Source organism: Bacillus sp. AFS040349 (assembly GCF_002577655.1).
In the GTDB taxonomy this organism is placed as follows: domain Bacteria; phylum Bacillota; class Bacilli; order Bacillales; family Bacillaceae; genus Metabacillus.
The window spans coordinates 12,680-38,910 of sequence record NZ_NUMC01000060.1 but is presented as its reverse complement, the minus strand read 5'-3'; the positions used below and the strand labels follow the sequence as shown (position 1 = coordinate 38,910).

Genomic DNA, 26,231 nt, shown 5'->3' with positions numbered 1-26,231 from the left:
TAACAATACGACAAGAAGATTGGCGGTGGTTTGTGTCGTTCATAAGGGTGATGAACGACAAAAGTGTAAGGGGAAGAGCGGGTAGTGTCGTTCATAAGAGTGATGAAGACCAAAAGCCAGAGAAACATAAGGGGAAGTGGTCTTCATAAGAGTGATGAAGACCAAAAGCCAGAGAAACACCAGAGGAAATGGTCTTCATATGGGTGATGAAGACCAAAAGCCAGAGAAACACCAGAGGAAATGGTCTTCATATGGGTAATGAAGACCAAAAGCCAGAGAGAATCTATAGAAAACGGTCTTCATACATATATGTGAAGAGCTACTAAAACCAAAATCCTATTCTTGCAATTTTATTTAACTTCATAACTAAAATTAACTCTTCATTCTAATTGCATTATTAAATTTCCGACCTCAAAAAAACATAAAAATGACTAAATTTCTCTAACTGGCACAAATTATTTTTATACTCGTTTTTATATATGATAAATGATAAGATGTAAGATGTCGGACAACTATCAAAAATAAAGGAGAAGATACATAATGTCTAAAATTGCAAAAATGATAGATCATACAGCTTTAAAAGCGGATACAACAAAAGAAACAGTAGAAAAGCTTTGTCAGGAAGCAATTGAATTTCAGTTTGCATCTGTTTGTGTAAATCCAACTTGGGTTGAAACAGCGGCCCAGCTTTTGAAAGATTCAGAAGTAAAAGTTTGTACTGTTATAGGTTTCCCACTAGGTGCGAACACTCCTGAGACAAAAGGATTTGAAACGAAGGATGCTATCTTTAAGGGTGCAACAGAAGTTGATATGGTTATAAATATCGGTGCTTTAAAAGATAAAAATGATGAGCTTGTTCAGCGCGATATTGAAGCTGTTGTGGAAGCGGCAAAAGGAAAGGCTCTAACAAAGGTTATTATAGAGACGAGTCTTTTAACTGAAGAAGAAAAGGTGAGAGCTTGTGAACTTGCAGTTAAAGCAGGAGCTGACTTTGTAAAAACATCAACAGGCTTCTCTACTGGCGGAGCTACTGTTGAAGATATTGCATTAATGAGAAAAACAGTAGGTCCTGATATTGGAGTAAAAGCATCAGGCGGGGTTAGAGACACTGAAGGTGCAGAGGCATTAATTGCCGCAGGAGCTACTCGTATTGGAGCAAGTTCCGGTGTTGCAATCGTTAAAGGCGAAGTATCTACATCTGATTATTAAAAGATGAATACCATAATAACAAACAATTTATTCCTTTTTGAGCATTTGTACAAACAAATGACAGGTATGTTCATAAGATAACCTTAAGATAAAGGTTTTTAATAAAAGAATAAGAATTTATTATATGAGTTGACCTGTTATAGTCATTATATTATAATATCAAAGTACATGTTTATCTATAGGCATGTTTTATTTACAAGTAGTCGATTGGTTGTATTCGGAGGGAGGGAAAGAGAATGTCAAAAACGGTCGTTCGTAAAAACGAGTCGCTTGAAGATGCTCTTCGTCGTTTCAAACGTACTGTATCAAAAAGTGGTACAATACAAGAAGCAAGAAAGCGCGAATTCTATGAAAAGCCTAGCGTAAAGCGTAAGAAAAAGTCTGAAGCAGCTAGAAAGCGCAAATTCTAAAAGAGGGTGTACGTATGAGTCTTCTTGATCATTTGAATCAAGATATGAAACAAGCGATGAAAAACAAGGAAAAAGAAAAATTAGTTGTCATTCGTATGGTCAAAGCTGCTTTACAAAATGAAGCGATAAAGCTTGGCAATAATGAATTGTCTGCTGAAGAAGAATTGACGGTTCTTTCTCGCGAATTAAAACAACGTAAAGACTCCCTCCAGGAATTCAAAAATGCTGATCGTTTGGACTTAGTTGAAAAAACACAAGCAGAGATTGATGTACTGGTCAATTATATGCCTGAGCAGCTTTCCGAAGAAGAAGTTGCAGAAATTGTTAAGCAAACAATTTCTGAGGTAAATGCTACTTCTAAAGCCGATATGGGGAAAGTCATGGGAGCACTTATGCCCAAAGTAAAAGGTAAAGCAGACGGAAGTCTTGTTAACAAGCTTGTGCAACAACAACTATCATAAATGACAAAAAGACATCTTGCTCTGCAAGATGTCTTTTATTTTATTACATAAAAAATCATTACATGACAATAAAAAAATAGCAAAGAATAAATATGTTTATAATATAATCATCTTTCACAAAAAAAGATGAAACTAATTCATCTGCATAACCGTATTACTAATAGGATATAGAAAGGGGGGTGTAAAGTGAGAAAAAGGTTTTTTCTTTTCTTGATTGTCTTCGCTTTTATATTAAGTATTTATCAAGGTTTTACTTCTATTATTAGTGCAGAATCAAATGAAAAGGTTTATATTATTCCTGTTGAAGAAACGGTTGAAAAAGGTTTATCGCAATATATTAAAAGAACCGTATCCGATGCACAGTCTCAAAAAGTTGATCACATTATTTTAGAGATTGATACACTTGGAGGGGCTGTTGATGGGGCTATGGAAATAGCTGATACTCTTCGTTCAAGTGAGATCCCGATTACTGCTTATATTAATAGAAGAGCAATCTCTGCAGGCGCCTATATTGCTCTTAATGCAAATCAAATATACATGGCACCAGGCAGTCAAATGGGCTCAGCTGCTATTATCACAGGTGATGGAAATGCGGCAGATGATAAAGCTCAGTCTTTATGGTTATCCGAAATGAGAGAGTCAGCAGAACGTAATGGTCGTGATCCAAAATATGCGCTGGCAATGGCTGATAAAGATGTAGATATTCCTGAATACGGAGCGGGTAAAGGTGATTTGCTAACTTTAGAGACAAAACAAGCACTCGAAGTTGGATATTCAGAAGGAACGGCTATTGATCGAGATGATCTACTAAAACAATTAGGTTATAATAATGCCGTGGAGATTGTAGCTGAAGAAAGCTTTGCTGAGAAAGTTGCAAGGTTTCTGACGAATCCGGTTGTTGTTCCAATTCTACTTTCAATAGGAAGTCTTGGGTTGGTTGTGGAGCTTTATTCACCTGGTTTTGGTGTTCCAGGAAGTATGGGACTTGCAGCACTTCTTTTATTCTTTTATGGTCACTTAGTAGCGGGATTAGCTGGCATGGAATCCATTATTCTATTTATTCTTGGGATTATCTTTATAATAGCCGAGTTTTTTGTCCCAGGAGGTATATTGGGAATAGTAGGATTTGTTAGCATTATCACTAGCCTATATGTAGCTTCAGGTGATTTTGTGCACATGACAATATCTCTTTTGATTTCCTTTGCTGTTTCAATAACAGCATCTATCCTATTAGTAAAGGTGTTTGGAAAGCGTATGAATATATTTAAAAAGTTAATTTTGCGTGATTCAACAAATACCGAAAGTGGCTATGTATCCAATGTATCTAGAGCTGAATTAGTTGGTGCTGAAGGAGTAGCGCTAACAACTTTAAGGCCGTCAGGGACAGCTATTATTAGTGATGAACGCCTTGATGTAGTGACAGAAGGCGGATATATTACAAAAGGAAATAAGGTAAAAGTAGTAAAAGTAGAAGGCTCACGTATTGTTGTGAGAGAATTATAAAGAAAAAACATTAGGAGGAATAACAAAATGGATGCTTCTGCAATCTTATTAATTGGACTTATCATATTGGGGCTAATCGTTTTAGGTGTTTTCTTTACATTTGTACCGATTGCCCTATGGATTTCTGCCTTAGCAGCTGGTGTAAGGATAAGTATTTTTACGCTAATCGGAATGAGGTTACGTCGTGTCATTCCAAGTAGAGTTGTTAACCCATTGATCAAAGCATATAAAGCAGGTCTTGATGTGACAACTAACCAACTAGAAAGCCACTATTTAGCAGGTGGTAATGTTGACCGAGTTGTTAATGCTTTAATTGCCGCAGAACGTGCAAACATCGAATTAACTTTTGAACGATGTGCTGCAATCGATCTAGCCGGTCGTGACGTACTAGAAGCTGTACAAATGAGTGTAAACCCAAAAGTGATTGAAACACCGTTTATTGCTGGTGTTGCGATGGATGGTATTGAAGTAAAAGCTAAAGCTAGAATCACTGTTAGAGCAAATATTGAACGACTTGTCGGTGGTGCTGGTGAAGACACGATTATTGCCCGTGTTGGTGAAGGGATTGTAAGTACAATTGGTTCATCAGATAATCACAAGAAAGTACTTGAAAACCCTGATTTGATTTCCCAAACTGTTTTAGGAAAAGGACTTGACTCAGGTACAGCCTTTGAAATTCTCTCGATTGATATTGCGGATGTTGATATCGGTAAAAATATTGGTGCAGAATTACAAACAGAGCAAGCTGAAGCAGATAAAAAGATTGCTCAGGCAAAGGCAGAAGAACGAAGAGCAATGGCTGTTGCACAAGAACAAGAAATGCTTGCACGTGTTCAGGAAATGAAAGCTAAGGTTGTGGAAGCAGAAGCGAAAGTTCCGCTAGCTATGTCTGAGGCTCTTCGTTCAGGTAATATTGGTGTTATGGATTATATGAATATTAAAAATATATCCGCAGATACAGACATGAGAGATTCAATTGGAAAAACAAATAAAGATCATAATGATTCAGATCAATACTAAGAAGCGTTATCAATAAAAGGGATTGAGTACTCAATCCCTATTCCTCATTAAAAAGGAGGGAGTAAAGAGTGGATATAACAGAAATTTTCACAAACCCTCTTGTCTGGGCGGCTTTAGCATGGCTCTTCTCTCGCGTTTTCACTTCTAAGACAAAAGAAGATGAAACGAATCAAAAACAACCAACTAAACAAACGGTTTCTCCGCAGGATACTAGGCAAGATTCTAGGCCAAGTCCAAGGCCAAATCCAAGACCGAATCCAAGGACTAGCTCTAGACCAAATCCGAGGCCTGTCCCGAAACCGGTTATGACAACTGTAGAAACAAAACCAAGAGAAGAAAACAGGCCACCTCTTCAAACCGTACAAGAGGCTTATGAGAAGATGAAACGCAATCCTGTTAAAGATGATAGGGTAAATACTGTAAAAGAGCGTCTTGGTAAACCTCAAGCCTTAAAAGAGGAGAAGTTACCAAAAGTTAACCGAAATGTAAATCGTAATCAGCTTATTGTTGATCAACAAAGTGCTGCTCAAGGTGTTATCTGGAGTGAAATTCTAGGGCCACCTCGTTCAAAAAATCCACATTACACCCAAAATAAAAGACGATTGTAACTTAACAAATAAACGTGTTATAAGACTCCGGTTTCTCTCATACATATGAGATGAAAGGGGGTCTTTTTTTATGGCAAAAAAATGGCGCCAGCAATTAACGAGATGGATAACAAATAACATTGAACTCCCGCCGGATGTCATGATGGATCTTCCTAGAATTACGATGGTCGGACAGCTGCATATTTACATAGAGAATCATCGAGGACTCCTTACATTTACTGATACTGAGCTTCGCCTATTACTAAAGCAAGGTCAGCTTTTAATTAAAGGTGAAGCCTTTGTCATAAAAACAATACTTCCGGAAGAAATTTTATTAGAAGGTAAGATAAGCCAAGTTTCATACCTTGATGAGTCTTAAATGTTTTTACTCCTATCGTTCGTAATTGGAAAAGAACTTCATGTAATCATAAGGAATATCTAAGTGAATTTGTCTAGTTGTCTGCTGTGTTTCAGCAACACGGCAGACAAGTATATATCTCTTTTTTATTGATGTGTTTCTTAAACAGGGGGATGAGTATGAAGAATAAATGGACGAGTTATTTGTTTGGTGTAGTGAAAGTGAGTATTAGTGGAAGAGGTACAGAGCGGTTTTTAAACGATTGTATCCGAAACAATATTGTGGTGTGGAATGTTAAACGATATGAGTCAGAAAGTTTAAGTTTTTTTATACGCCTTCAAGATGTACATGCTTTACGAGCTGTTGTAAAGAAAAATGAATGTAAATGTAGGTTTGAAAAGAGGCTGGGCTTTCCTTTTTTCGTTAAAAAGTCATGGAAAAATAATGGTTTTGTTTTAGGATTACTTGCATTTTTACTGGTCATTTTTGTTTTATCTAATATGATTTGGGGAATAAAGGTCGAAGGTGCATCACCTGAAACAGAACACTTAATAAAAAAAGAATTATCTAGTATCGGAGTTAAAACCGGAAAGTTCCAATTCTTGGTTGAAAATCCAGATGATATTCAAAAGACTTTAACAGATAATATACAACAAATTACATGGGTTGGAGTAGAGTTAACAGGTACAACCTATCATCTAAAAGTTGTAGAAAAAAATCAGCCTGAGGAAGAAGAGTTAGTAAGTCCAAGACATATTGTGGCACAGAAGGAAGCTGTTATTAAAAAGATGTTCGTTGAACAAGGTCAACCGCTAACAACCTTAAATGAACATGTTTCAAAGGGACAGGTATTGGTATCCGGTTTGATTGGTAAAGAAGATGAACAGAAGAAAGTTGCTGCTAAGGCTGAGATATTCGGGGAAACTTGGTATAAATCTTCAATAACAATTCCATTAAAAACGACTTTTGATGTGTTAACTGGGGAAGCTAAAGTTAAACATTATCTTCAATTTGGTTCATTTAGAATTCCAATATGGGGATTTGGAGCTAGTAAATTTGAATCTTTTGAAGTTGAAGATGATGTTTATCATGTCAAATTTTTAAAGTTTACACTTCCTATTGCCTATGTGAATGAAACATATCGTGAAAAGGAACAGGTAAAAAGAGAATATAGTATTGAACAAGCAAAAGAAGCTGCATTAGATAGAGGACGTAAAGATATTGAAGACAAATTGGATGAAGAAGAAAAGGTCATAGGTGAAAAAGTTTTGCACCAATCGAATGAGAATGGTAAAGTTAAGTTGACAGTTCTTTATCAAGCGATAGAAAATATTGTAAAAACCACACCAATTGTTCAGGGAGATTAAAGAATGCCAGAAGAATTAGTGACAATGAATCAACAAGTAGAAAATCCAAACGAAGCAATTGCTCTATTTGGTAACCATGATCTTCACTTAAAACGAATCGAAGAAGGTTTAAATGTTTCGATTGTAACAAGAGGAGAAGGAGTTTATGTTTCAGGAAGTGCGGAGAATGTTAAACTCGTCGATGAACTTCTTAAATCACTGCTTCTCATTATTAGAAAAGGTATTAACATAAGTGAAAGAGACATTATTTATGCCATTAATATGGCGAAAGAACAAAAGTTAGATCAGCTGGAAAATCTTTATATGCAGGAAATTGGAAAAACGGCTAAAGGAAAGTCTATACGCGTAAAAACCTTAGGTCAGCGTCAATATATTTCTGCTATTCAAAAAAAGGATTTAGTTTTTGGAATTGGCCCTGCAGGAACGGGAAAAACGTATCTAGCTGTAGTAATGGCCGTTAATGCATTAAAACTTGGCTCTGTTAAACGCATTATTTTAACAAGACCAGCTGTGGAAGCCGGAGAAAGTTTAGGATTTCTACCGGGAGACTTAAAGGAAAAAGTTGATCCTTATTTAAGACCATTATATGATGCTCTTCATGATGTATTGGGAATGGAGCATACCCAAAGGCTGATTGAGCGTGGGACAATTGAAATTGCACCCTTGGCATATATGAGAGGTAGAACATTGGATGATGCTTTCGTCATTTTAGACGAAGCACAGAACACTACGCCAGAGCAAATGAAAATGTTCCTAACAAGACTGGGATTTGGCTCCAAAATGGTTATAACTGGTGATATTACTCAAGTGGACCTTCCAAAAGGAGTCAAATCAGGCTTGGCTACCGCAAAAGATATTCTCACAAATGTTAGTGGATTATCATTTGTGATTCTTGAGCAGTCAGACGTTGTTCGACATCCACTTGTAGCTAAAATTATCTCGGCATATGATGAAAATTCAAAATAAGAAAAATGACCCGAGCACCCTTAATCGGGTCATTTTTCTTTGAAGTAAGGATTAAGATTTGTGCATCAGTTAATTGAATAAGTTATTAATTCATAAGGCACTTTCGCCTTTATCCTTTTTAAGGTATTGTTTATGAAAGTGCTTGCACTTTTGTTCTTTTTTTGTCATATTTTGTCTTAACAGTTGAACATTTTTCGATAAAAATGAATAATGGTAGTAGAGAATTGTTTATAGCGGCTTTTCTTTGGAAGGTTGTTAGAGGGTGGTGCCAATCATGAAGAAAAAAAATGCCAATTCAAAGGAAAATAAAAGAACGAACAAAGTGGTAGATAAGTTAAATAGTTACAAGTTTCTACATATTTTTTTGTACAGCATATTAGCCGTTATCTTATTTGTTGCTCTGTATAGTAATGTAAAGCCCGAAACGCTGGATATTGAGCTCTTTACTGTTTCAGACCAGACAATTTATGCTCCTACAACGGTGGAAGATAAAGTTGAGACAGAAAGAAAACAACAGGAAGCATATGATTCAGTAGAGGATCAGTATGTTTTAAAAAAGGAAATCTCAGAAAAGCAAGTAGATCTTGTTTCGTCTATCTTTGACACTGTAATAGAAGTTAGAAAAGAAGAAGAAAAAGGCAATGAAGAGGGTGCTTCAACTACAACGTCAAATGAGAAAGTTGAGAAAATTAGAGGGAAATTAACAGAATCGATTAACAAGAAAATTCCGGCTAACACATTTGTATCATTAGTTGAAACATCTGAAGATGAACTTGAGTTAGCGAAAGATGCTGTTGTAACAGCTGTGAATAATATAATGAGCAAAGAAATACCTATTGTTCAATTAACAGAAGCAAAAAAGCAGGTCGAGGATGAGCTCCAATATACATCGTTGCGACCAGAAGTTTCTGAATCAGCCACAACTCTTGCTAGATTTGCAATCACGCCAAACTATGTGTTTGACCTTGAAGCAACAGAAGAACAAAGACAGTTAGCTGTAGATAGTGTAAAAGAAGCGCAAATAAAACAAGGGCAAATTTTAGTAGAAGAAGATGAACTCATTAACCGTGAAGTTTATCGAAAACTTGGCCTTGTTGGTTTATTAGATGATCATCAATCTTTTAAACCATTTTTGGGACTCGGTTTATTTATTCTACTAATTTTGGCTGCGGTTGTTTATTTTTTCGAAAAGAAAGACAGTCCGATTTCAAGAAAAAACAATTCTTTGTTATTATATTGTTTAATCTTTGCTATTACGATTTTATTAATGAAAATTGTCAGCTTATTTCAAAAGATTGATTATACACATATTGGTTATATCGTTCCGGTTGCAATGGGAGTGATGCTGGTTAAATTATTATTAAATGAACGATTAGCCATTTTAACTAGTATGATCTTTGCTGTTTGTGGAAGTGTTATATTTAATGAAGGAATAACAGGCAATTTTAACTTTTCTATCGGAATTTATTATCTTTTTGGCTGTCTTGCAGGGGTGTTGTTTTTAGGTGAACATAACCTGCGTTCAAAAATCTTACAGGCAGGTTTATTTGTTGCTGGAATCAATGTGCTAGCTCTTACAGCCATTATGCTTATTCGTAATGGTGGATATTCTAATATGGAAATATCCTCGTATTTTGTAATGGCATGTGCGTCAGGTCTTGTGTCTTCGGTATTGACGATAGGTTTTATGCCATTTTTTGAAACAGGTTTTGGCATACTATCAACGATGAAGCTAATTGAGTTGGCCAATCCTAATCACCCTTTACTAAGGAAAATTTTAACGGAGACCCCAGGAACATATCATCATAGTGTTATGGTTGCTAATTTATCAGAATCTGCTTGTGAAGCTATTGGTGCAAATGGACTTCTTGCAAGGGTGGCTGCTTATTATCATGATATTGGAAAAACAAAACGTCCACAGTATTTTATTGAAAATCAGATGAATATTGAAAATCCACATAATAAGCTATCTGCACAACTTAGTAAAAATATCATCATTTCCCATGTTACAGATGGCGTGGAAATGTTAAGAAAGCATAAAATGCCAAAGGAATTTGTTGACATAGCTGAACAGCACCATGGGACAACACTTTTAAAGTATTTTTATCATCAGGCTAAGCAAACGAATGATTCCATCTATGAGGAGGAGTTCCGTTACCCAGGTCCAAAGCCACAAACAAAAGAAATTGCGATTATCTCGATTGCGGATAGTGTAGAAGCTGCAGTACGCTCTATGTCAAACCCTACTCCTGAAAAGATTGAAAAGCTGGTCAGGTCAATAATTTCTGATCGATTACAAGATAATCAGTTAGATGAATGTGATATAACATTAAAGGAACTGGATATTATTGCTAAGTCTTTTTGTGAGTCATTAAAAGGAATTTTCCATTCTAGAATTGAGTACCCTGAACTAACAAAAAAACAGAAGGTGAAGAAAGAATGAGATTATCTATCGATAGTCATGATGAAACAAATGAATTAACTGAAAAGGAAATACATACAGTTGAAGAACTCCTGCAGTTTGCTGCTGAACAAGAAGGTATAACAGAAGGTGCTGAGATCTCAGTCACATTCGTTACAAATGAACGTATACAAGAAGTAAACCGGGAATATCGAGACAAAGATCAACCTACAGATGTTATTTCATTTGCTTTAGAAGAGATGGGAGAAGGCGAGGTTGAAATTGTAGGTATAGATCAGCCTAGAATGCTTGGAGATATCATTATATCGATTCCTCGTGCCAAAGAACAGGCTCAGGAATATGGTCATTCATTTATGAGGGAGCTGGGGTTTTTAGCCGTACATGGTTTTCTTCATCTTTTAGGTTATGATCATATGACAGAAGCTGATGAAAAAGAGATGTTTACTAAACAAAAGGATATTTTAAATCAATATGGACTTAAAAGATCCGAAACTATCTGAATGGAAGCGTTTTTTTAAAAGCTTTATATATGCCTGGTCCGGTATTACTCAAACCTTTAAATCCGAGAGGAATTTTCAAATCCATGTTTCTATCTCCTTCATCATGCTGATAGTGGGAATGATTCTTGGGTTTACAACATTTGAATGGGTCCTTCTCTTGTTTTTGCTCGGTGGTATGCTTTCGTTAGAATTGATCAATACCGCTTTAGAGCATGTTGTAGATTTAATTACACCAGATTATCATCCGCTTGCAAAAGCAGCAAAAGATGCTGCGGCTGGAGCGGTTTTGGTATATGCGTTTCTTTCGGTTATAATTGGTGTAATTATTATATGGAGTCATCTTAAATTATTTTTATAGCTATGAGCTGTCGAAGCGAGATAGCTTACCCATTTTAAATCAGGCCTCTTTCACTGAAAAAAGATTTTTATCTTTAAAGACAAACCTTTTAGTGTATTAAATACACTGTCCGAAAATTCTTACAATTAAATTACAAAGTTTGAATTAGGCGTGAAATTTAACCGGAAATTAGGTAAAATAAAAGAGAGAATTAGTCATTCTCTTAGAGAAAGGAAGAAAGATTTAGTGAACATTGAACAACTCATCGAAGAAGCGAAAGCAGCAAGGGAAATGGCTTATACTCCCTACTCAAAGTTTAAAGTAGGTGCAGCTTTATTAACAAAGGATGGAAAAGTTTATAAAGGCTGTAATATTGAAAATGCTGCTTACAGCATGTGTAATTGTGCTGAGAGAACAGCAATATTCAAAGCATATTCAGAAGGTGACAAAGAATATACAGCTATAGCTGTTGCAGCAGATACCGTTAGACCTGTTCCACCTTGTGGTGCTTGTCGTCAAGTTATTGCTGAGCTTTGTCCAAAAGATATGAAGGTTGTATTAACGAACCTCCAAGGTGATGTTTCAGAACTTACAGTTAGTGAATTACTACCAGGAGCTTTTTCGGCGGAGGATTTACATGAATCATAATCAATCTTTCAAATCAGGATTTGTATCAATAATAGGAAGACCAAACGTAGGAAAATCTACTTTTATCAACAGGGTGATTGGTCAAAAAATTGCTATTATGAGTGATAAGCCGCAAACAACTCGTAATAAAATTCAAGGGGTTTATACAACGAATCATTCTCAAACAATTTTTATTGACACCCCAGGAATTCATAAGCCAAAACATAAGCTTGGCGATTTTATGATGAAAGTAGCACAAAACACGTTAAAAGAGGTTGATTTAATTTTATTTATGATTAATGCAGAAGAAGGGTATGGACGTGGTGATGAATTCATCATTGAGAAGTTAAAGCAAACAAACACACCTGTTTTTCTAATTATTAACAAAATAGATCAAATCCATCCTGATCAACTGCTGCCTCTCATTGAAAAATATAAAGAGTTATATCCTTTTAAAGAAATTGTTCCCATTTCAGCACTGCAGGGAAACAATATTGATACGTTACTGCAACAGATCGAAGCTGTCCTACCGGAAGGGCCGCAATACTACCCGGAAGACCAAGTGACAGATCACCCGGAACGATTTATTATTACAGAGCTAATACGAGAAAAGGTTTTACATTTAACAAGAGAAGAAATTCCACATTCCATTGCAGTGGTAATGGATACACTTGAGCGCCGTGAAAACAATGCTGCAATATATGTTGGTGCAACGATAATTGTCGAGCGTGATTCGCAAAAAGGTATTGTAATTGGTAAACGTGGGAGCATGCTAAAAGAAGTAGGTCAAAGAGCACGAGTCGATATTGAAGCATTGTTAGGATCTAAAGTGTTTTTAGAGCTTTGGGTAAAAGTGCAAAAAGATTGGCGAAATAAAGCTTCACAGCTTCGTGATTATGGATTTAGAGAAGATGAATACTAAAGCGTTTAGGATGAAACAATAACAAAAAAATAATCGTATTCATGAAAAGCATTAGTAAAAATTGTTTAACATGAAATGAAGAAAATAAGGTCAAGATAACTATAAAGAAATTGGATTTATTGCTTGCTAGTCTTAACAACTGAAAGGTGGGGTTTATATGTTGGATTTTACCTGGAAGGTTTTTTCGCAAACAGGTAGTATTGATACGTATCTTCTTTTTAAAGAGTTAGAAAAGGAGAATGATGAAGGACCCGATTCTCAAGATGATGAACTAGCTGAACTAGATTTTCCAATTTCCTGATCTTGCCTGAACCTTTGAAAGGTGAGGGGAAATTTGCTTCAAAAATGTGAAGGAATTGTTATACGTTCTACCGATTACGGTGAAACAAACAAAATAATAACATTATATACGAGAGAACTTGGAAAAGTTGGGGTTATGGCAAGGGGCGCTAAGAAACCTAATAGTCGCCTTACGTCAATTACCCAACTTTTTACGTATGGGACGTTTTTGTTTCAAAAATCCAGTGGTTTAGGTGGTTTGCAGCAGGGAGAAACAATTTTGTCATTTAGAAGTATTCGAGAAGATATTTTTTTAACAGCATATGCTTCATACCTAGCTGAGTTACTAGACAAAAGTACTGATAATCTAGACAGAAACCCTTTTTTGTTTGAATTATTAAAACAAACCCTTCAATTTCTAGATGAAGATGTAGACCCGGATATTCTGATTCATATTTTTGAAATGAAGATGTTGCCAGTGTTAGGGTTGCAACCGCAGCTTAATGCTTGTTCTATTTGTGGTCAAAAAGATGGAACATTTCATTTTTCCATACGTGAGGGAGGTTTTTTATGTCATCGATGTTTTGAAAATGATCCTTATCGATTACAGATATCACCGATGACAGTAAAGCTCCTCCGTCTATTTTATTATTTTGATTTAAACCGATTAGGAAATATTTCTGTTAAACAGGAGACGAAGAATGAATTGAAAATGGTCATCAACTCCTATTATCAGGAATATACAGGTCTTACAATTAAATCAAAGCGTTTTTTAGATCAAATGGATTCTTTAAAGGGAAAGTTATAGAAGGACGTTGTTGACATTAGAACAATTTTCAATTAAGATGCAAATATAATTTAACAATTGTTGCGTTGAAGGAAAGAAGTAATTACGAAACCTCAATGATAGCGACCTTAGGATGGTGAAAGCTAAGGATTGATCCGTAATGAAAGGCATTCTGGAGCATACTAATTTAAAGTGGCTTATACATATAAGCAATTAGGGTGGAACCGCGGGCTAGCTCCCGTCCCTATGTCATTAGTTTGACATAGGGACGGGAGCTTTTTTAATTTTAAAGAGTGTTACCAAAACTGGTGTACTTCTAGTATTTAATAGAAACATCACATAAGCCAGGCCGTTTAACCCTAGAGCAAAAACTTGTTTTTTAAAAAATAATGGAGGTTTATGAAGATGAATATTCAAAATATGATTCTAACATTGCAAAAGCATTGGTCTGATCAAGGCTGTGTGCTTATGCAAGCATATGATACTGAGAAAGGTGCAGGTACTATGAGTCCTTATACGTTCTTAAGAAGTATTGGACCAGAGCCATGGAAGGTGGCTTATGTTGAACCATCTAGAAGACCCGCTGATGGACGTTATGGGGAAAACCCTAACAGACTTTATCAACACCATCAATTTCAAGTGATAATGAAGCCTTCACCAGACAATATTCAAGAGCTTTACCTTGATTCGTTACGTGCATTAGGAATTAATCCATTAGAGCATGATATTCGCTTTGTTGAGGATAACTGGGAAAACCCTTCACTTGGATGTGCTGGTTTAGGTTGGGAAGTATGGTTAGATGGAATGGAAATCACTCAATTTACTTATTTCCAGCAAGTTGGCGGGTTAGAATGTAAGCCAGTTTCAGCTGAAATTACGTATGGTATTGAAAGGCTGGCATCTTATATTCAAGATAAAGAAAATGTATTTGACTTAGAGTGGACGGATGGATACACAGTGCGCGATATCTTTTTAATGCCTGAGTATGAGCATTCAAAATATACCTTTGAAACATCTGATACGGATATGCTTTTTCATCTGTTCTCTACCTATGAAAAAGAAGCGATGAGACAGATGGATGAGGGTCTTGTCCATCCTGCATATGATTATGTTTTAAAATGCTCTCATACATTTAATCTTTTAGATGCAAAAGGAGCGATCTCTGTTACTGAGCGAACAGGCTATATCGGCCGTGTAAGAAACTTAGCTAGAAAAGTCGCAAAAACATTTTATGAAGAACGCGAAAAATTAGGCTTCCCTATGTTACAACAGGAAGGAGGAGTAAATCATGAGTAAGAAAGATTTATTATTAGAGATTGGTTTAGAAGAAGTGCCTGCACATTATGTGACAGATGCAATGAATCAATTTGCAGACAAATTAACAAAATGGCTTGATGAAAAACAATTATCACATGGCGAAGTGAGAACGTATTCCACTCCCCGTCGTATAGCTGTATTAATAAAAGATGTGCTAGAAAAACAGCCAGATATTGAAGAAGAAGCAAAAGGACCTGCTAAAAAGATTGCTCTTGATGAGAATGGCAACTGGTCAAAAGCTGCAATAGGCTTTACAAAAGGACAAGGTGCTTCTATTGAGGATATCTACTTTAAGGAAATTAATGGCGTTGAATATGTTCACGTTCAAAAATTTACAAAAGGAATAGAAGCAAAAACATTATTAACAGAGGCTAAACAATTAATAACGGGATTAACATTCCCAAAAAACATGCGTTGGGGAAGCCAGGAATTACGATATATCCGACCAATTAAATGGCTTGTAGCCTTATTTGGACAAGAAGTGATTCCTTTTGAAATTACTGGGGTAAAAACAGATTCATATACATATGGTCATCGTTTTCTAGGAGAGAAAGTTGAAATTGCGATGCCTTCATTGTATGAAACAGTATTACTAGAACAATTCGTCATTGCAAATCCTGTAAAAAGAAAAGAAGCAATAAGTCAGCAGCTATCAGATCTCGAACAAGAACATAACTGGGTCATCCCGGTTGATGAGGACCTGTTAGAGGAAGTAAACAATCTTGTTGAATACCCAACCGCTTTGTTTGGTAAGTTTGAACAAGAATATTTATCGTTACCAGATGAAGTGTTGGTTACAACGATGAAGGAGCATCAGCGTTATTTCCCGGTAAGAAGCAAAGCCGGAGAATTACAGCCTTATTTTATTACGGTAAGAAACGGTGATCAAAACCATCTTGAAAATGTTGCAAGAGGTAATGAAAAAGTGTTACGTGCGCGCCTTTCTGATGCAAATTTCTTCTATAAAGAAGATCAGAAACTCAATATTGGGGATGCCGTAAAAAAACTTGATAAAATTGTTTTCCATGAGGAGTTAGGAACTTTAGGAGAAAAGGTGAAACGAATTGTAAGCCTTTCTGGCAAATTAGCAGACCTACTTCAAGTACCTTCAAATGAAAAGCAAGACGTGGAAAGAGCTGCGTCTATTTGTAAGTTTGACTTGGTTACACATATGGTATATGAGTTCCCTGAGCTTCAAGGGAAAATTGGTGAAAAGTATGCGAGACTAAGCGGTGAAACGGAAGAAGTATCTAGAGCTATTAACGAACACTATATGCCGAGGCACGCTGAGGATGCAGCACCTGCTTCAAATGTTGGGGCAATTGTTGCATTAGCAGACAAATTAGACACAATTGTTGGATTTTTCTCCATTGGCAAAATCCCAACCGGGTCACAGGACCCGTATGCTTTAAGAAGGCAGGCAAGCGGAATTATTCAAATTCTTTTATCGAAGCAATGGACAATTGCTTTGCCGGAGTTATTTGAGCTAGCACTATCTTTTTATGGTGATAAAGGTTCTACTGAAGCGAAAGAAGAATTACAATCATTCTTTAGACTAAGATTAAAATATCGTTTAGCTGAAGAAAACATTCGTTATGACTTAAACGATGCAGTTTTAGAATCATCTATACTTGAAGTAAATTCACTTGTTGCACGTGCTAAAGTTCTTCAAGAGGCTTCGGTTGAACCTGAATTTAAAGAAACTGTTGAAGCACTGGCTCGTGTGATGAATATTGCTAAAAAAGGGAATAACTTAGATATTAACGAAGAGTTATTTGAAAGTGAACATGAGAGATCACTTTATAAGGCATATCTTCAAGCGGTTGAACAGTTAAACAACTTTAAAACTGTAGAAAAGATCCGAGAAAATTATGGTATTTTAGCAGAATTGAAACCGGTAATTATTGATTATTTTGATCATACAATGGTAATGTCAGATGATGAAAATGTAAAGGCGAATCGTCTGGCTCAAATGGTCAAACTATCTCAATTAATAGAATCCTTTGCAAAAATGAATGTCATTTTAGTAAAGTAATGATCAAATATGAAGGGACTGACTTAACTTTGTCAGCCCTTTTTCTTTAGATACAAAGGTATTAAAGCGGAAACAATATCTTTTCATTATAGGTAGATAGTATATAATCGACATATGGATAAATCCATTTGAAGTTTTATTTGATTTTTTAATGTGTTATACACATGAGGTTTAATGTTATTATATTAATTAAGATCTCATATAGATTGTTCTTATTAAGAGGTTCTTTGAACCGCTGTATAAGGTTGATTTAGCGGAAATGAGCAACCTTGCAAAATGTTTGGAAAAGCCATAATGAAATAATACATATCTAATAGTAAGGCGGTGAGTCTTATAGAATTAAATAAAAGGCAAGAACAAATTGTTGAAATCGTTAAAGCTAATGGTCCAATTACAGGTGAACAAATTGCTGATCAATTGAACTTAACGAGAGCTACTCTTCGTCCGGATCTAGCTATTTTGACAATGGCTGGATATCTAGAGGCACGACCACGTGTAGGATATTATTTCACAGGTAAAACAAATACCCATTTGATTATGGAAGAGCTAAAGGGTCTTCAAGTTAAAGACTATCAGTCCATTCCAATTGTTGTAAATGTTAATGTTTCTGTTTATGATGCCATTTGTATGATGTTCCTAGAAGATGTTGGAACACTATTTGTAGTTGATGAACAATCGCACTTAATAGGAGTTCTTTCTCGAAAGGATTTACTTCGAACAAGCATTGGAAAGCAGGAACTTACGACGATCCCGGTAAACATTATCATGACACGAATGCCAAATATAACTGTTTGTAGGCCTGAAGATTATATTATAGACGTAGCTCAAGTTCTCATAGAAAAACAAATTGACGGTTTACCAGTTGTAAAAGATACAGAGCAAGGTCTTGAAGTTATTGGGAGAATTACGAAAACAAATATGACGAAAATACTTGTTAGCTTTCTTAATGAATAATATATAGCTAACTGTTGAAATGGGGAATAGAATATGAGTTATCAATTGATTTATGTAGTTTCGGACTCTGTAGGTGAAACTGCTGAACTAGTAGTTAAGGCAGCGGCAAGTCAATTTAATGGAGCATCAGCAAATACGAAAATCAAAAGAATTCCCTACGTTGAGGATAGAGGAACAATTATTGAGGTTCTTTCGTTGGCAAAGCAGGAAAAAGCTATTGTGTGCTTCACATTAGTTGTACCAGAATTAAGAGAATTTCTCATTGAAGAAGCAACAAGACAAGGTGTTGTTTATTATGACATCATTGGTCCCCTTATTGATAAGATGGAAACTTCTTATGGGATAACTGCAAAATATGAGCCAGGAAGAGTACGAAAGTTAGACGATGATTATTTTAAAAAGGTTGAAGCTATTGAATTTGCTGTTAAATACGATGATGGCCGTGACCCAAGAGGAATACTAAAGGCTGATATTGTTTTAATAGGTGTGTCAAGGACTTCTAAAACTCCACTTTCTCAGTATTTAGCTCATAAGCGGTTCAAAGTGGCAAATGTACCGATTGTTCCAGAAGTAGAGCCACCTGAAGAGCTTTATAAGGTCTCAGCACAAAAATGTATCGGATTGCGTATCATGCCGGAGAAATTAAACAATATCCGTAAAGAAAGGTTAAAATCATTAGGCTTAAATGATGAGGCCTTTTATGCAAATATCGATCGCATTAAAGAGGAATTGAATTATTTTGATAAAGTGGTAGACAAAATAGGCTGTAAGGTTGTGGATGTATCAAATAAGGCGGTTGAGGAAACAGCAAATATTATTGCTAACTTTATGAATAACCAAAATTAAAGATTAGGAAAGGGAATAAATTCCAAGGGGTGGCTGTAATAGTCATCCTTTTCCTTCGTGTTCTTGGTTTCATTTGTCAAATGGTGATATTTTACGATTGATTACGACAAAAAAACAATAGAAATTTATGAACCTTTGTATTATAATAAAAAATTGTGATGAAAAATACTTTTTTTAGGTTTAGAACTTGACATATGGGAATAGACTATTAATTGTAAACTGTCAAGATATTATATAAAAAAATTTTCGACAAAAGGAATTTTAGAAAGTTCTCTTGAATAGTAAACGATCAAAGGTGTGAAATAAGAAGGAATTTTCGGAGTGATGTAGAATAGAGAAATATGACGAAAAAAATAAAAAAAATTATGTAGATGCTGATGCATGTCCAGTTAAAGTGGAAATTATGGATCTTGCGGGAAAGTATAACATTCATGTCATATTTGTTGCTTCTTATAACCATACAACAGGTAATACTTATGGAATGGGTTTTTGTTGACACGGGTAAAGAAGAAGCTGATTTATACATAATAAACCACGTCAATAAAAACGACATTGTTATTTCGCAAGACATTGGGTTAGCGGGCTTATTAATAAGAAAAGATGTTATTTTTATTACCCCAAGGGGAAAACGATATACTGAAGCTAATATTGATACAGCTCTTCAATTTCGATATTTGTCTGCTGTGGAAAGAAAAAGTGGCAAATATACGAAAGGTCCAAAAAAGTTTACAGATGATGATACTTTAAATTTTATCACAAATTTAGAAAAAATTTTGTCGAAACATGCAGGAGAACTTGAATAAATATCGAATATCTGTAATACGGAGTTGTTAGCATGGGAAATCGAATTCCCGAGGAATTACTCGAAAAAATACAAAGAACTTCTGACATTGTTGATGTGATAAGTGAATATGTTCAATTGAAGAAACAAGGACGGAACTATTTTGGGTTATGTCCATTTCATGGTGAAAAGTCACCTTCGTTCTCTGTTTCAGCTGATAAGCAAATATTCCATTGCTTTGGATGTGGTGCTGGAGGTAATGTCTATTCTTTTCTTATGCAACATGAGGGATATACATTTATAGAAGCAGCACAGCATTTAGCAGACAAGGCTGGAATCGATTTGCCTTCCATTTCGCCAGTTGATCAAAATCAAGGGAAAGTTGCTTCGAAAAGTACAGACAAAATGGTCGAAGCACATGAGCTGTTAAAGAAATTTTACCACCATTTGTTAGTAAATACAAAGGAAGGTCAACCTGCTTTAGATTACTTACTGAACAGAGGATTTACAAAAGAAACAATCGATGCATTTGAAATTGGTTATTCTTTAGATTCTTGGGATTTTATATCAAAGTTCTTAGATAAAAGAGGGTTTGACCTATCATTAATGGAGGAAGCAGGGTTACTTGTTAAAAAAAACAACTCTGACAACGAATTCTTTGATCGTTTTAGGAATCGAATCATGTTCCCGATTATGGATCATCATGGTAATACAATTGCCTTTTCCGGAAGAGTGCTTGGTGACGAAAAACCAAAATACTTAAATAGCCCAGAGACGAAAATTTTTAATAAAAGCAAGCTGCTTTATAATTTTCACCGTGCAAGATTACATATTCGTAAAAATCAACAAGTTGTCCTATTTGAAGGATTTGCAGATGTTATTTCATCAACACGTGCTGGAGTACAACAGGCCATTGCAACGATGGGAACATCTCTAACAGAAGAACAGGCAAAAATCATACGAAGAAATGTGTCTGAAGTTATAATATGTTATGATTCTGATTCTGCTGGAATTGAGGCAACAATGAGAGCCTCTAAGATATTAAAGGCAGCAGGATGTAACATAAAAGTTGCGATGATTCCAGATGGTATGGACCCTGATGACTACATCAAAAAGTTCGGAGAAGAGAAGTTTAAACATGATGTAATAGGGGCAAGTGTACCGATTATGACGTTTAAGATGACTTATTATCGAAGAGGCAAAAATCTTCATAATGAGGGGGAAAGACTTCAGTATATAGATTCTGTTCTTTCCGAACTATCTAGAATAGAGAATGCTGTTGAAAAAGAAATTTACTTAAAACAATTATCCTCGGAATTTGATTTATCAATGGATGTATTGAAGGAGCAAACATTTCAAAAGGAAAAACAAATAAGTAAGCAGCAGCCTCTGCAGCAGCAAAACAAAATGTCTCAGCAGCAGCCCAAAAGAGTGCCTATTCAATCTAAACGGTTATTACCAGCATTTCATACGGCTGAAAGATTGTTGATAGCACATATGCTAAGAAGTAAAGATATTGCTGAAAAGGTACTAGATCGGCTTGGTCTTCAGTTTAATATTGAAGAACACAAGGCAATTGTTACTTATTTATATGGTTTTTATGAGGAAGGAAATGAAGAAAATGTAAGTTCTTTTCTTTCTAGATTACCAAATCCTGAATTACAACATACCGTATCCAACATTGCGATGATCACCTTAAACTCTGAAGTAAGTGAACAGGAGTTATCAGATTATATAAAACAGGTGTTGAATCATCAAAAAATGTTAATGATAAAAGAAAAAGAAGTTGAAAAAAATGAAGCTGAACGAAACAAGCAATTTACAGAAGCAGCTCAAATTGCAATGGAAATTATTCAATTAAAACAAGCTCTAAAATCATAATAAGTAAGCAATTGATGATGTGGTTCATTAAAGTCCAAATCATCTTAAATATAGGAATACTAACAAAAAAACAGTAATCCAAATGCTTTTCTTACGATGGTAAGTCTGGAAGGAGGGGATCCTATGGCTGATAAACAAACCCATGAAACAGAAGTAACCTTTGAACAGGTGAAAGATCAGTTAACTGAAATTGGGAAAAAACGTGGAGTTTTGACGTATGAAGAAATTGCAGAACGTATGTCTAACTTTGAAATCGAATCAGACCAAATGGATGAGTATTATGAGTTTCTTGGTGAACAAGGTGTTGAACTAATTGGTGAAGCAGGTGAAGATGCTGATCCAAATATTCAAGATCTTGCTAAGGAAGAAGAATTTGATTTAAATGACTTAAGTGTTCCACCTGGAGTTAAAATAAATGACCCTGTAAGAATGTATCTGAAAGAAATTGGCCGTGTTGATTTATTATCAGCTAATGAAGAAATTAATTTAGCTAAGCGTATTGAGGAAGGCGATGAAGAAGCAAAGCGTAGACTTGCTGAAGCTAACCTTCGTTTAGTAGTTAGTATTGCTAAGCGCTATGTTGGTCGTGGGATGTTATTCTTAGATTTAATTCAAGAAGGTAATATGGGGTTAATGAAGGCTGTCGAAAAATTCGACTATGAAAAAGGTTATAAATTTAGTACGTATGCTACTTGGTGGATTCGTCAAGCAATTACACGTGCAATTGCAGACCAAGCCCGAACAATCCGTATTCCGGTTCATATGGTTGAAACAATTAATAAATTAATTCGTGTTCAACGTCAATTATTACAGGATCTAGGTAGAGAACCAACTCCAGAAGAAATTGGAGAAGATATGGAACTAACTCCTGATAAGGTAAGAGAAATTCTGAAGATTGCTCAAGAGCCTGTGTCATTAGAAACTCCAATCGGTGAAGAAGATGATTCACATTTAGGAGATTTCATCGAGGATCAGGATGCTACCTCACCTTCTGAACATGCTGCTTATGAATTATTAAAAGAGCAACTTGAAGATGTGTTAGATACATTAACAGACCGTGAAGAAAACGTATTGCGCCTGCGCTTTGGTCTTGATGATGGAAGAACACGAACTCTTGAAGAGGTTGGAAAAGTATTTGGTGTAACACGCGAGCGTATTCGACAAATAGAAGCAAAAGCGCTTCGTAAGTTACGTCATCCTAGCCGCAGTAAACGTCTAAAGGATTTCTTAGAATAGGATAAGGGGCGGACACAATTGTCCGTCTTTTTTTCTTGTGCAAAAGGATCTTTAAATTTTTCATTTACAAGTCCAGTTTTCCTTTTTAAAATAAAGGAAACAACTTTTTAAGGATGACTACATGAATAGAGAAAAGAAAGACATTATTGTTAACGAGATTAAATATTGGAAAGAAAGTAAGTTGCTTCCTGACACTTACTGTAATTTTTTACTTGCCCTCTATACAGAAGGCTCCCATGATGAAAAGGGACAACCAGTAGAAAAAACAAAGAGACCTAATGTGGCGTTTATTGGAATTGGTATTCTTAGTTTTCTTCTTCTTTGTACTCTTCTTGTCACCTATTTTACTGAATTGTCTTTTGTTTTGCAAACAGTTACAGCAGGAATATTTGTTTTAGCTTCTGGACTTGTTACCGCTTACGTAATTAGAAAAAAAGCTGCATTTCAAATTCCGTTAGTAATCACACTTGTGCAACTATTAATTAGTTCCATAACAATTGTAGATTTTGCTGTGAAAGGGACTGAGCTTTGGGTTGTACTGACAGTTGTTTGTAATTGTATGCTCTGGGTTGTAATTGGGAAGTTATTTCGAATCTATTATCTGCTTGTAAGTGGTATTATAGCCCTCTTCATCGTTATGTTAAGTATTATATTTTGAAAGTATTTACTGGATATAATGTCAACAAAGAATTACGCTTACATATAACTATTGTCTGTTTTTTGTCTAAAGTGTGAAAAACATGGAGATGTTAAAAGATAGGTCTTTTCCTATTTCAAAAATTACAGTAAAATAGAGATTGTTTATAAAAATAGTACTTATGTTGATTATCAAGCAGTACCGGGCAGTAGAACCCTATGAAATGTAGCTATATTGTTCATTTTGACTATATGTTGATGATCGAAAGTATTCCAATGGGCAGCGACCACCCATGGAGAAGAAAATCATCCATCAAAATAACAAAGCTAAATGAAAGTAGATAAAAGAATTATCGGAGGGGACTGCTCGTAAGACAGACGATAATTCTACTCATCATTAGACGGCAATGATATGTTGCCACTGATGAAAAGGCTCACTATTTACATAAGGGAGGTTACATGATGAATCGCAATCCACTTATTCCATTTTTATTAATTGCTGTGCTAGGAATCGGCCTTATGTTCCTTTTATCTTTTAAAGGTATTGGCGATCATGAAGAACTAGCTAGTGGCGGAGAAGAAGAACCAAAAACCGAAGATGTTGCAAACGCTACACCGGAAGAAATTTACCAACAAAATTGTATTTCATGTCATGGACAAAACTATGAGGGTGGAGCTGGTCCTGCACTTGTAGGCGTTGGTGAGAAACTAAGTGTAGATGATATTAAAACAACACTTAAAGAAGGTAGAGGAATTATGCCTGCTGGTCTTGTTCCAGATGAAAAGCTGGACGAAATGGCTGAATGGGTATCTCAAATTAAATAACCTACAAATAAAGAAGTCCTTTGCATCTGTGAAGGACTTTTTTTATACTTTTAATTAGGAGCTTTTGGACAAGCTAATGATGTCCAAGAAAATGTAGAATAACGAATTGTGGTGACTAACTTTATGAATGAATTAAAGCTTTCAAAAAGACTTGAAACAGTTGCATCTTATGTTCCAAAAGATGCGATCTTTGCTGATATAGGCTCGGATCATGCTTATTTACCTTGTTACTCTATCTTACAAGGAAAGGCTAAGGCTGCGATTGCCGGGGAAATTACAGATGGTCCTTTTTTATCTGCTAAAAATCAGGTAATGAAATGTAATCTTTCTAATGTAATATCTGTAAGACAAGGTGATGGACTTTCAGTAATAGAGGACGGTGAGCCTGTTGACTGTATTACCATTGCAGGAATGGGTGGTGCTCTAATTAAAAAGATATTAGAGGAAGGAAAATCAAAATTAACAGATGTTACCCGTTTAATCCTTCAGCCTAACATTCATGCCATTTATATACGTGAGTGGTTAGTAGAAAACGGATGGGAGCTTATTGAAGAAGAAATTTTAGAGGAAGATGAAAAGCTTTACGAAGTACTAATAGCGGAGAAAGGTGAAGCAAAGCGTCCATATAATCATTATTCTTATGAAGCAGGACTGCTATTAGGACCAATTTTAGCTAAGGAGAAATCAGAAACGTTTCAAAAAAAATGGTCTGGGGAATATCAACATTGGAAATCCATCATTGCGAAACTTGAAGAAGCTGGACATACATATGAAAATAATGAGAAATATCAAGAAATAATAAAGCAAATGAAGCTGGTGGAGGAGGTTCTTACCATATGACTAAAATACCAAATGGTTATGAAGTCATTCAATTATTTGAGGCATTCTCTCCAAAAGCATATGCTGTTGAAGGAGATAAAATTGGGCTTCAAATTGGTAGTTTAAACAAAAAAGTCAAAAATGTAATGATCACATTAGATGTAGTTGAATCTGTCATTGATGAAGCGATCGATCAAAATGTTGATTTAATAATTGCTCATCATCCTCCGATTTTTAGACCAATTAAAACCCTATCAACTGAAACCACTTATGGAAGAATGCTTGAAAAGTGTATCAAACACAACATTGCGTTGTATGCTGCACATACTAATTTGGATGTAGCAGTTGGCGGGGTTAATGATTTATTAGCAGAAGCATTGCAATTAACCAATTTAGAAGTGCTTGTTCCTACGTATGAGGATCAATTAAAGAAGCTGGTGGTGTTTGTACCTGGTACCCATGAAAAAGTAGTGAGAGATGCGTTAGGAAGTGCAGGAGCTGGTCATATCGGTGCCTATAGTCACTGTTCTTTTTCAGCTAAAGGAGAGGGAAGCTTTTTGCCTCTAGATCAGGCAAATCCATTCATAGGCGAAAAGGGCAAACTTGAGTATGTAGACGAACACAGAATTGAAACCATTTTCCCTCTGTCAATACAAAAAAAGGTCATTCAAGCTATGTTGAAATCACATCCTTATGAGGAAGTAGCTTATGATATTTATCCTGTAGAACAAAAGGGAGAAATTCTGGGCCTAGGGCGAATTGGGAAATTAAATAAGGAACTAACCCTTCAAGAGTTTGCTGAACTTGTTAAAAGCTCTTTGCATGTTGAACGAGTAAGAATGGTAGGGAAACCAGATGCGAAAATAAAAAAAGTTGCCGTTTTGGGTGGAGATGGTAATAAATATATCCAACAGGCAAAATTTAAAGGTGCAGATGTTTATGTTACGGGAGATCTTTACTTCCATGTTGCCCATGATGCTATGATGATGGATTTAAATGTTATAGATCCAGGTCATCATGTGGAAAAAGTGATGATTGATGGAGTTTCTAAAAAATTAGGAGAATTATGCTTGAACGAAAAGTTTGATGTGAAGGTCTTTGGATCTCAGGTTGATACAAATCCATTTAAATTTGTATAGAATAAGA

General features: G+C 35.6%; 26 protein-coding genes, 1 pseudogene and 1 other annotated feature. All 27 genes and pseudogenes read left to right on the top strand.

Annotated elements, in window-relative coordinates:
• Positions 1 to 540: 540 nt before the first annotated feature.
• The 27 genes and pseudogenes from deoC to COD11_RS13780 all read left to right on the top strand — a co-directional run bounded on the left by deoC (position 541) and on the right by COD11_RS13780 (position 26,224).
• Positions 541 to 1,209 (top strand): deoxyribose-phosphate aldolase, encoded by a 669-nt coding sequence (gene deoC / locus COD11_RS13910; protein ID WP_176551089.1) that lies wholly within the window; start codon positions 541 to 543, stop codon positions 1,207 to 1,209.
• A 236-nt stretch (positions 1,210 to 1,445) separates the two neighbouring features.
• Complete coding sequence (rpsU, locus tag COD11_RS13905) at positions 1,446 to 1,619, top strand: 30S ribosomal protein S21 (protein WP_015595024.1); 174 nt, start codon at positions 1,446 to 1,448, stop codon at positions 1,617 to 1,619.
• A gap of 14 nt (positions 1,620 to 1,633) precedes the next feature.
• Positions 1,634 to 2,080, top strand: coding sequence for a GatB/YqeY domain-containing protein (locus tag COD11_RS13900; RefSeq protein WP_098797498.1), 447 nt, complete (start codon positions 1,634 to 1,636; stop codon positions 2,078 to 2,080).
• Positions 2,081 to 2,266: 186 nt separating this feature from the next.
• Positions 2,267 to 3,583, top strand: coding sequence for an NfeD family protein (locus COD11_RS13895; RefSeq protein WP_442919997.1), 1,317 nt, complete (start codon positions 2,267 to 2,269; stop codon positions 3,581 to 3,583).
• A 27-nt stretch (positions 3,584 to 3,610) separates the two neighbouring features.
• Entirely contained in the window at positions 3,611 to 4,603 is a 993-nt protein-coding gene (floA, locus tag COD11_RS13890) for a flotillin-like protein FloA (protein ID WP_098797497.1), read from the top strand.
• A 68-nt stretch (positions 4,604 to 4,671) separates the two neighbouring features.
• On the top strand, positions 4,672 to 5,211 hold the full coding sequence (locus COD11_RS13885; protein ID WP_098797496.1) for a hypothetical protein: 540 nt from the start codon (positions 4,672 to 4,674) through the stop codon (positions 5,209 to 5,211).
• Between the two features lie 70 nt (positions 5,212 to 5,281).
• Complete coding sequence (gene yqfC / locus COD11_RS13880) at positions 5,282 to 5,569, top strand: sporulation protein YqfC (protein WP_098797495.1); 288 nt, start codon at positions 5,282 to 5,284, stop codon at positions 5,567 to 5,569.
• 158 nt (positions 5,570 to 5,727) lie between these two features.
• Positions 5,728 to 6,915, top strand: coding sequence for a sporulation protein YqfD (yqfD, locus tag COD11_RS13875; protein WP_098797494.1), 1,188 nt, complete (start codon positions 5,728 to 5,730; stop codon positions 6,913 to 6,915).
• A gap of 3 nt (positions 6,916 to 6,918) precedes the next feature.
• Positions 6,919 to 7,881, top strand: coding sequence for a PhoH family protein (locus COD11_RS13870; RefSeq protein WP_098797493.1), 963 nt, complete (start codon positions 6,919 to 6,921; stop codon positions 7,879 to 7,881).
• Between the two features lie 274 nt (positions 7,882 to 8,155).
• Complete coding sequence (locus COD11_RS13865) at positions 8,156 to 10,324, top strand: HD family phosphohydrolase (protein WP_098797492.1); 2,169 nt, start codon at positions 8,156 to 8,158, stop codon at positions 10,322 to 10,324.
• Positions 10,321 to 10,803, top strand: coding sequence for an rRNA maturation RNase YbeY (ybeY, locus tag COD11_RS13860; protein WP_098797491.1), 483 nt, complete (start codon positions 10,321 to 10,323; stop codon positions 10,801 to 10,803). Before COD11_RS13865 ends, ybeY begins: the two co-directional genes overlap by 4 nt.
• Positions 10,775 to 11,161, top strand: a complete 387-nt coding sequence (locus COD11_RS13855) for a diacylglycerol kinase (RefSeq protein WP_098797490.1) — start codon at positions 10,775 to 10,777, stop codon at positions 11,159 to 11,161. The genes ybeY and COD11_RS13855 overlap by 29 nt, the downstream gene beginning before the upstream one ends.
• A 225-nt stretch (positions 11,162 to 11,386) precedes the next feature.
• Positions 11,387 to 11,788, top strand: a complete 402-nt coding sequence (locus COD11_RS13850; RefSeq protein ID WP_176551088.1) for a cytidine deaminase — start codon at positions 11,387 to 11,389, stop codon at positions 11,786 to 11,788.
• Positions 11,778 to 12,689, top strand: coding sequence for a GTPase Era (era, locus tag COD11_RS13845; RefSeq protein ID WP_098797489.1), 912 nt, complete (start codon positions 11,778 to 11,780; stop codon positions 12,687 to 12,689). The genes COD11_RS13850 and era overlap by 11 nt, the downstream gene beginning before the upstream one ends.
• 157 nt (positions 12,690 to 12,846) lie before the next feature.
• The gene (locus COD11_RS13840; protein WP_098797488.1) at positions 12,847 to 12,990 is read left to right on the top strand and encodes a YqzL family protein; all 144 of its coding nucleotides are present in this window, start codon (positions 12,847 to 12,849) and stop codon (positions 12,988 to 12,990) included.
• A 33-nt stretch (positions 12,991 to 13,023) separates the two neighbouring features.
• Positions 13,024 to 13,776 carry a DNA repair protein RecO gene (gene recO / locus COD11_RS13835; protein ID WP_098797487.1) on the top strand — a complete coding sequence of 251 codons (753 nt, stop codon included), beginning with the start codon at positions 13,024 to 13,026 and terminating at the stop codon, positions 13,774 to 13,776.
• A 56-nt stretch (positions 13,777 to 13,832) separates the two neighbouring features.
• Positions 13,833 to 14,004, top strand: a binding site (T-box leader).
• 156 nt (positions 14,005 to 14,160) lie between these two features.
• Positions 14,161 to 15,051, top strand: coding sequence for a glycine--tRNA ligase subunit alpha (gene glyQ / locus COD11_RS13830; RefSeq protein ID WP_098797486.1), 891 nt, complete (start codon positions 14,161 to 14,163; stop codon positions 15,049 to 15,051).
• On the top strand, positions 15,044 to 17,107 hold the full coding sequence (glyS, locus tag COD11_RS13825) for a glycine--tRNA ligase subunit beta (protein ID WP_098797485.1): 2,064 nt from the start codon (positions 15,044 to 15,046) through the stop codon (positions 17,105 to 17,107). The genes glyQ and glyS overlap by 8 nt, the downstream gene beginning before the upstream one ends.
• Positions 17,108 to 17,431: 324 nt before the next feature.
• Positions 17,432 to 18,061: a transcriptional regulator CcpN gene (gene ccpN / locus COD11_RS13820; protein WP_098797484.1), complete on the top strand. Its 630-nt coding sequence runs from the start codon at positions 17,432 to 17,434 to the stop codon at positions 18,059 to 18,061.
• A 33-nt stretch (positions 18,062 to 18,094) separates the two neighbouring features.
• Positions 18,095 to 18,907, top strand: a complete 813-nt coding sequence (locus COD11_RS13815) for a pyruvate, water dikinase regulatory protein (protein ID WP_098797483.1) — start codon at positions 18,095 to 18,097, stop codon at positions 18,905 to 18,907.
• Positions 18,908 to 19,310: 403 nt separating this feature from the next.
• Positions 19,311 to 19,710, top strand: a pseudogene (locus tag COD11_RS13810) (YaiI/YqxD family protein).
• A 32-nt stretch (positions 19,711 to 19,742) separates the two neighbouring features.
• The gene (gene dnaG / locus COD11_RS13805) at positions 19,743 to 21,569 is read left to right on the top strand and encodes a DNA primase (RefSeq protein ID WP_098797482.1); all 1,827 of its coding nucleotides are present in this window, start codon (positions 19,743 to 19,745) and stop codon (positions 21,567 to 21,569) included.
• Between the two features lie 123 nt (positions 21,570 to 21,692).
• Positions 21,693 to 22,805, top strand: coding sequence for an RNA polymerase sigma factor RpoD (rpoD, locus tag COD11_RS13800; RefSeq protein WP_098797481.1), 1,113 nt, complete (start codon positions 21,693 to 21,695; stop codon positions 22,803 to 22,805).
• Between the two features lie 121 nt (positions 22,806 to 22,926).
• Entirely contained in the window at positions 22,927 to 23,463 is a 537-nt protein-coding gene (locus COD11_RS13795; RefSeq protein ID WP_098797480.1) for a hypothetical protein, read from the top strand.
• A gap of 440 nt (positions 23,464 to 23,903) precedes the next feature.
• A complete protein-coding gene (cccA, locus tag COD11_RS13790; protein WP_098797479.1) occupies positions 23,904 to 24,266 on the top strand; it encodes a cytochrome c550 in 363 nt (120 codons plus the stop codon).
• A gap of 123 nt (positions 24,267 to 24,389) precedes the next feature.
• On the top strand, positions 24,390 to 25,106 hold the full coding sequence (locus COD11_RS13785) for a tRNA (adenine(22)-N(1))-methyltransferase (protein WP_098797478.1): 717 nt from the start codon (positions 24,390 to 24,392) through the stop codon (positions 25,104 to 25,106).
• On the top strand, positions 25,103 to 26,224 hold the full coding sequence (locus COD11_RS13780) for a Nif3-like dinuclear metal center hexameric protein (protein ID WP_098797477.1): 1,122 nt from the start codon (positions 25,103 to 25,105) through the stop codon (positions 26,222 to 26,224). Before COD11_RS13785 ends, COD11_RS13780 begins: the two co-directional genes overlap by 4 nt.
• The last annotated feature ends 7 nt before the right edge of the window (positions 26,225 to 26,231 follow it).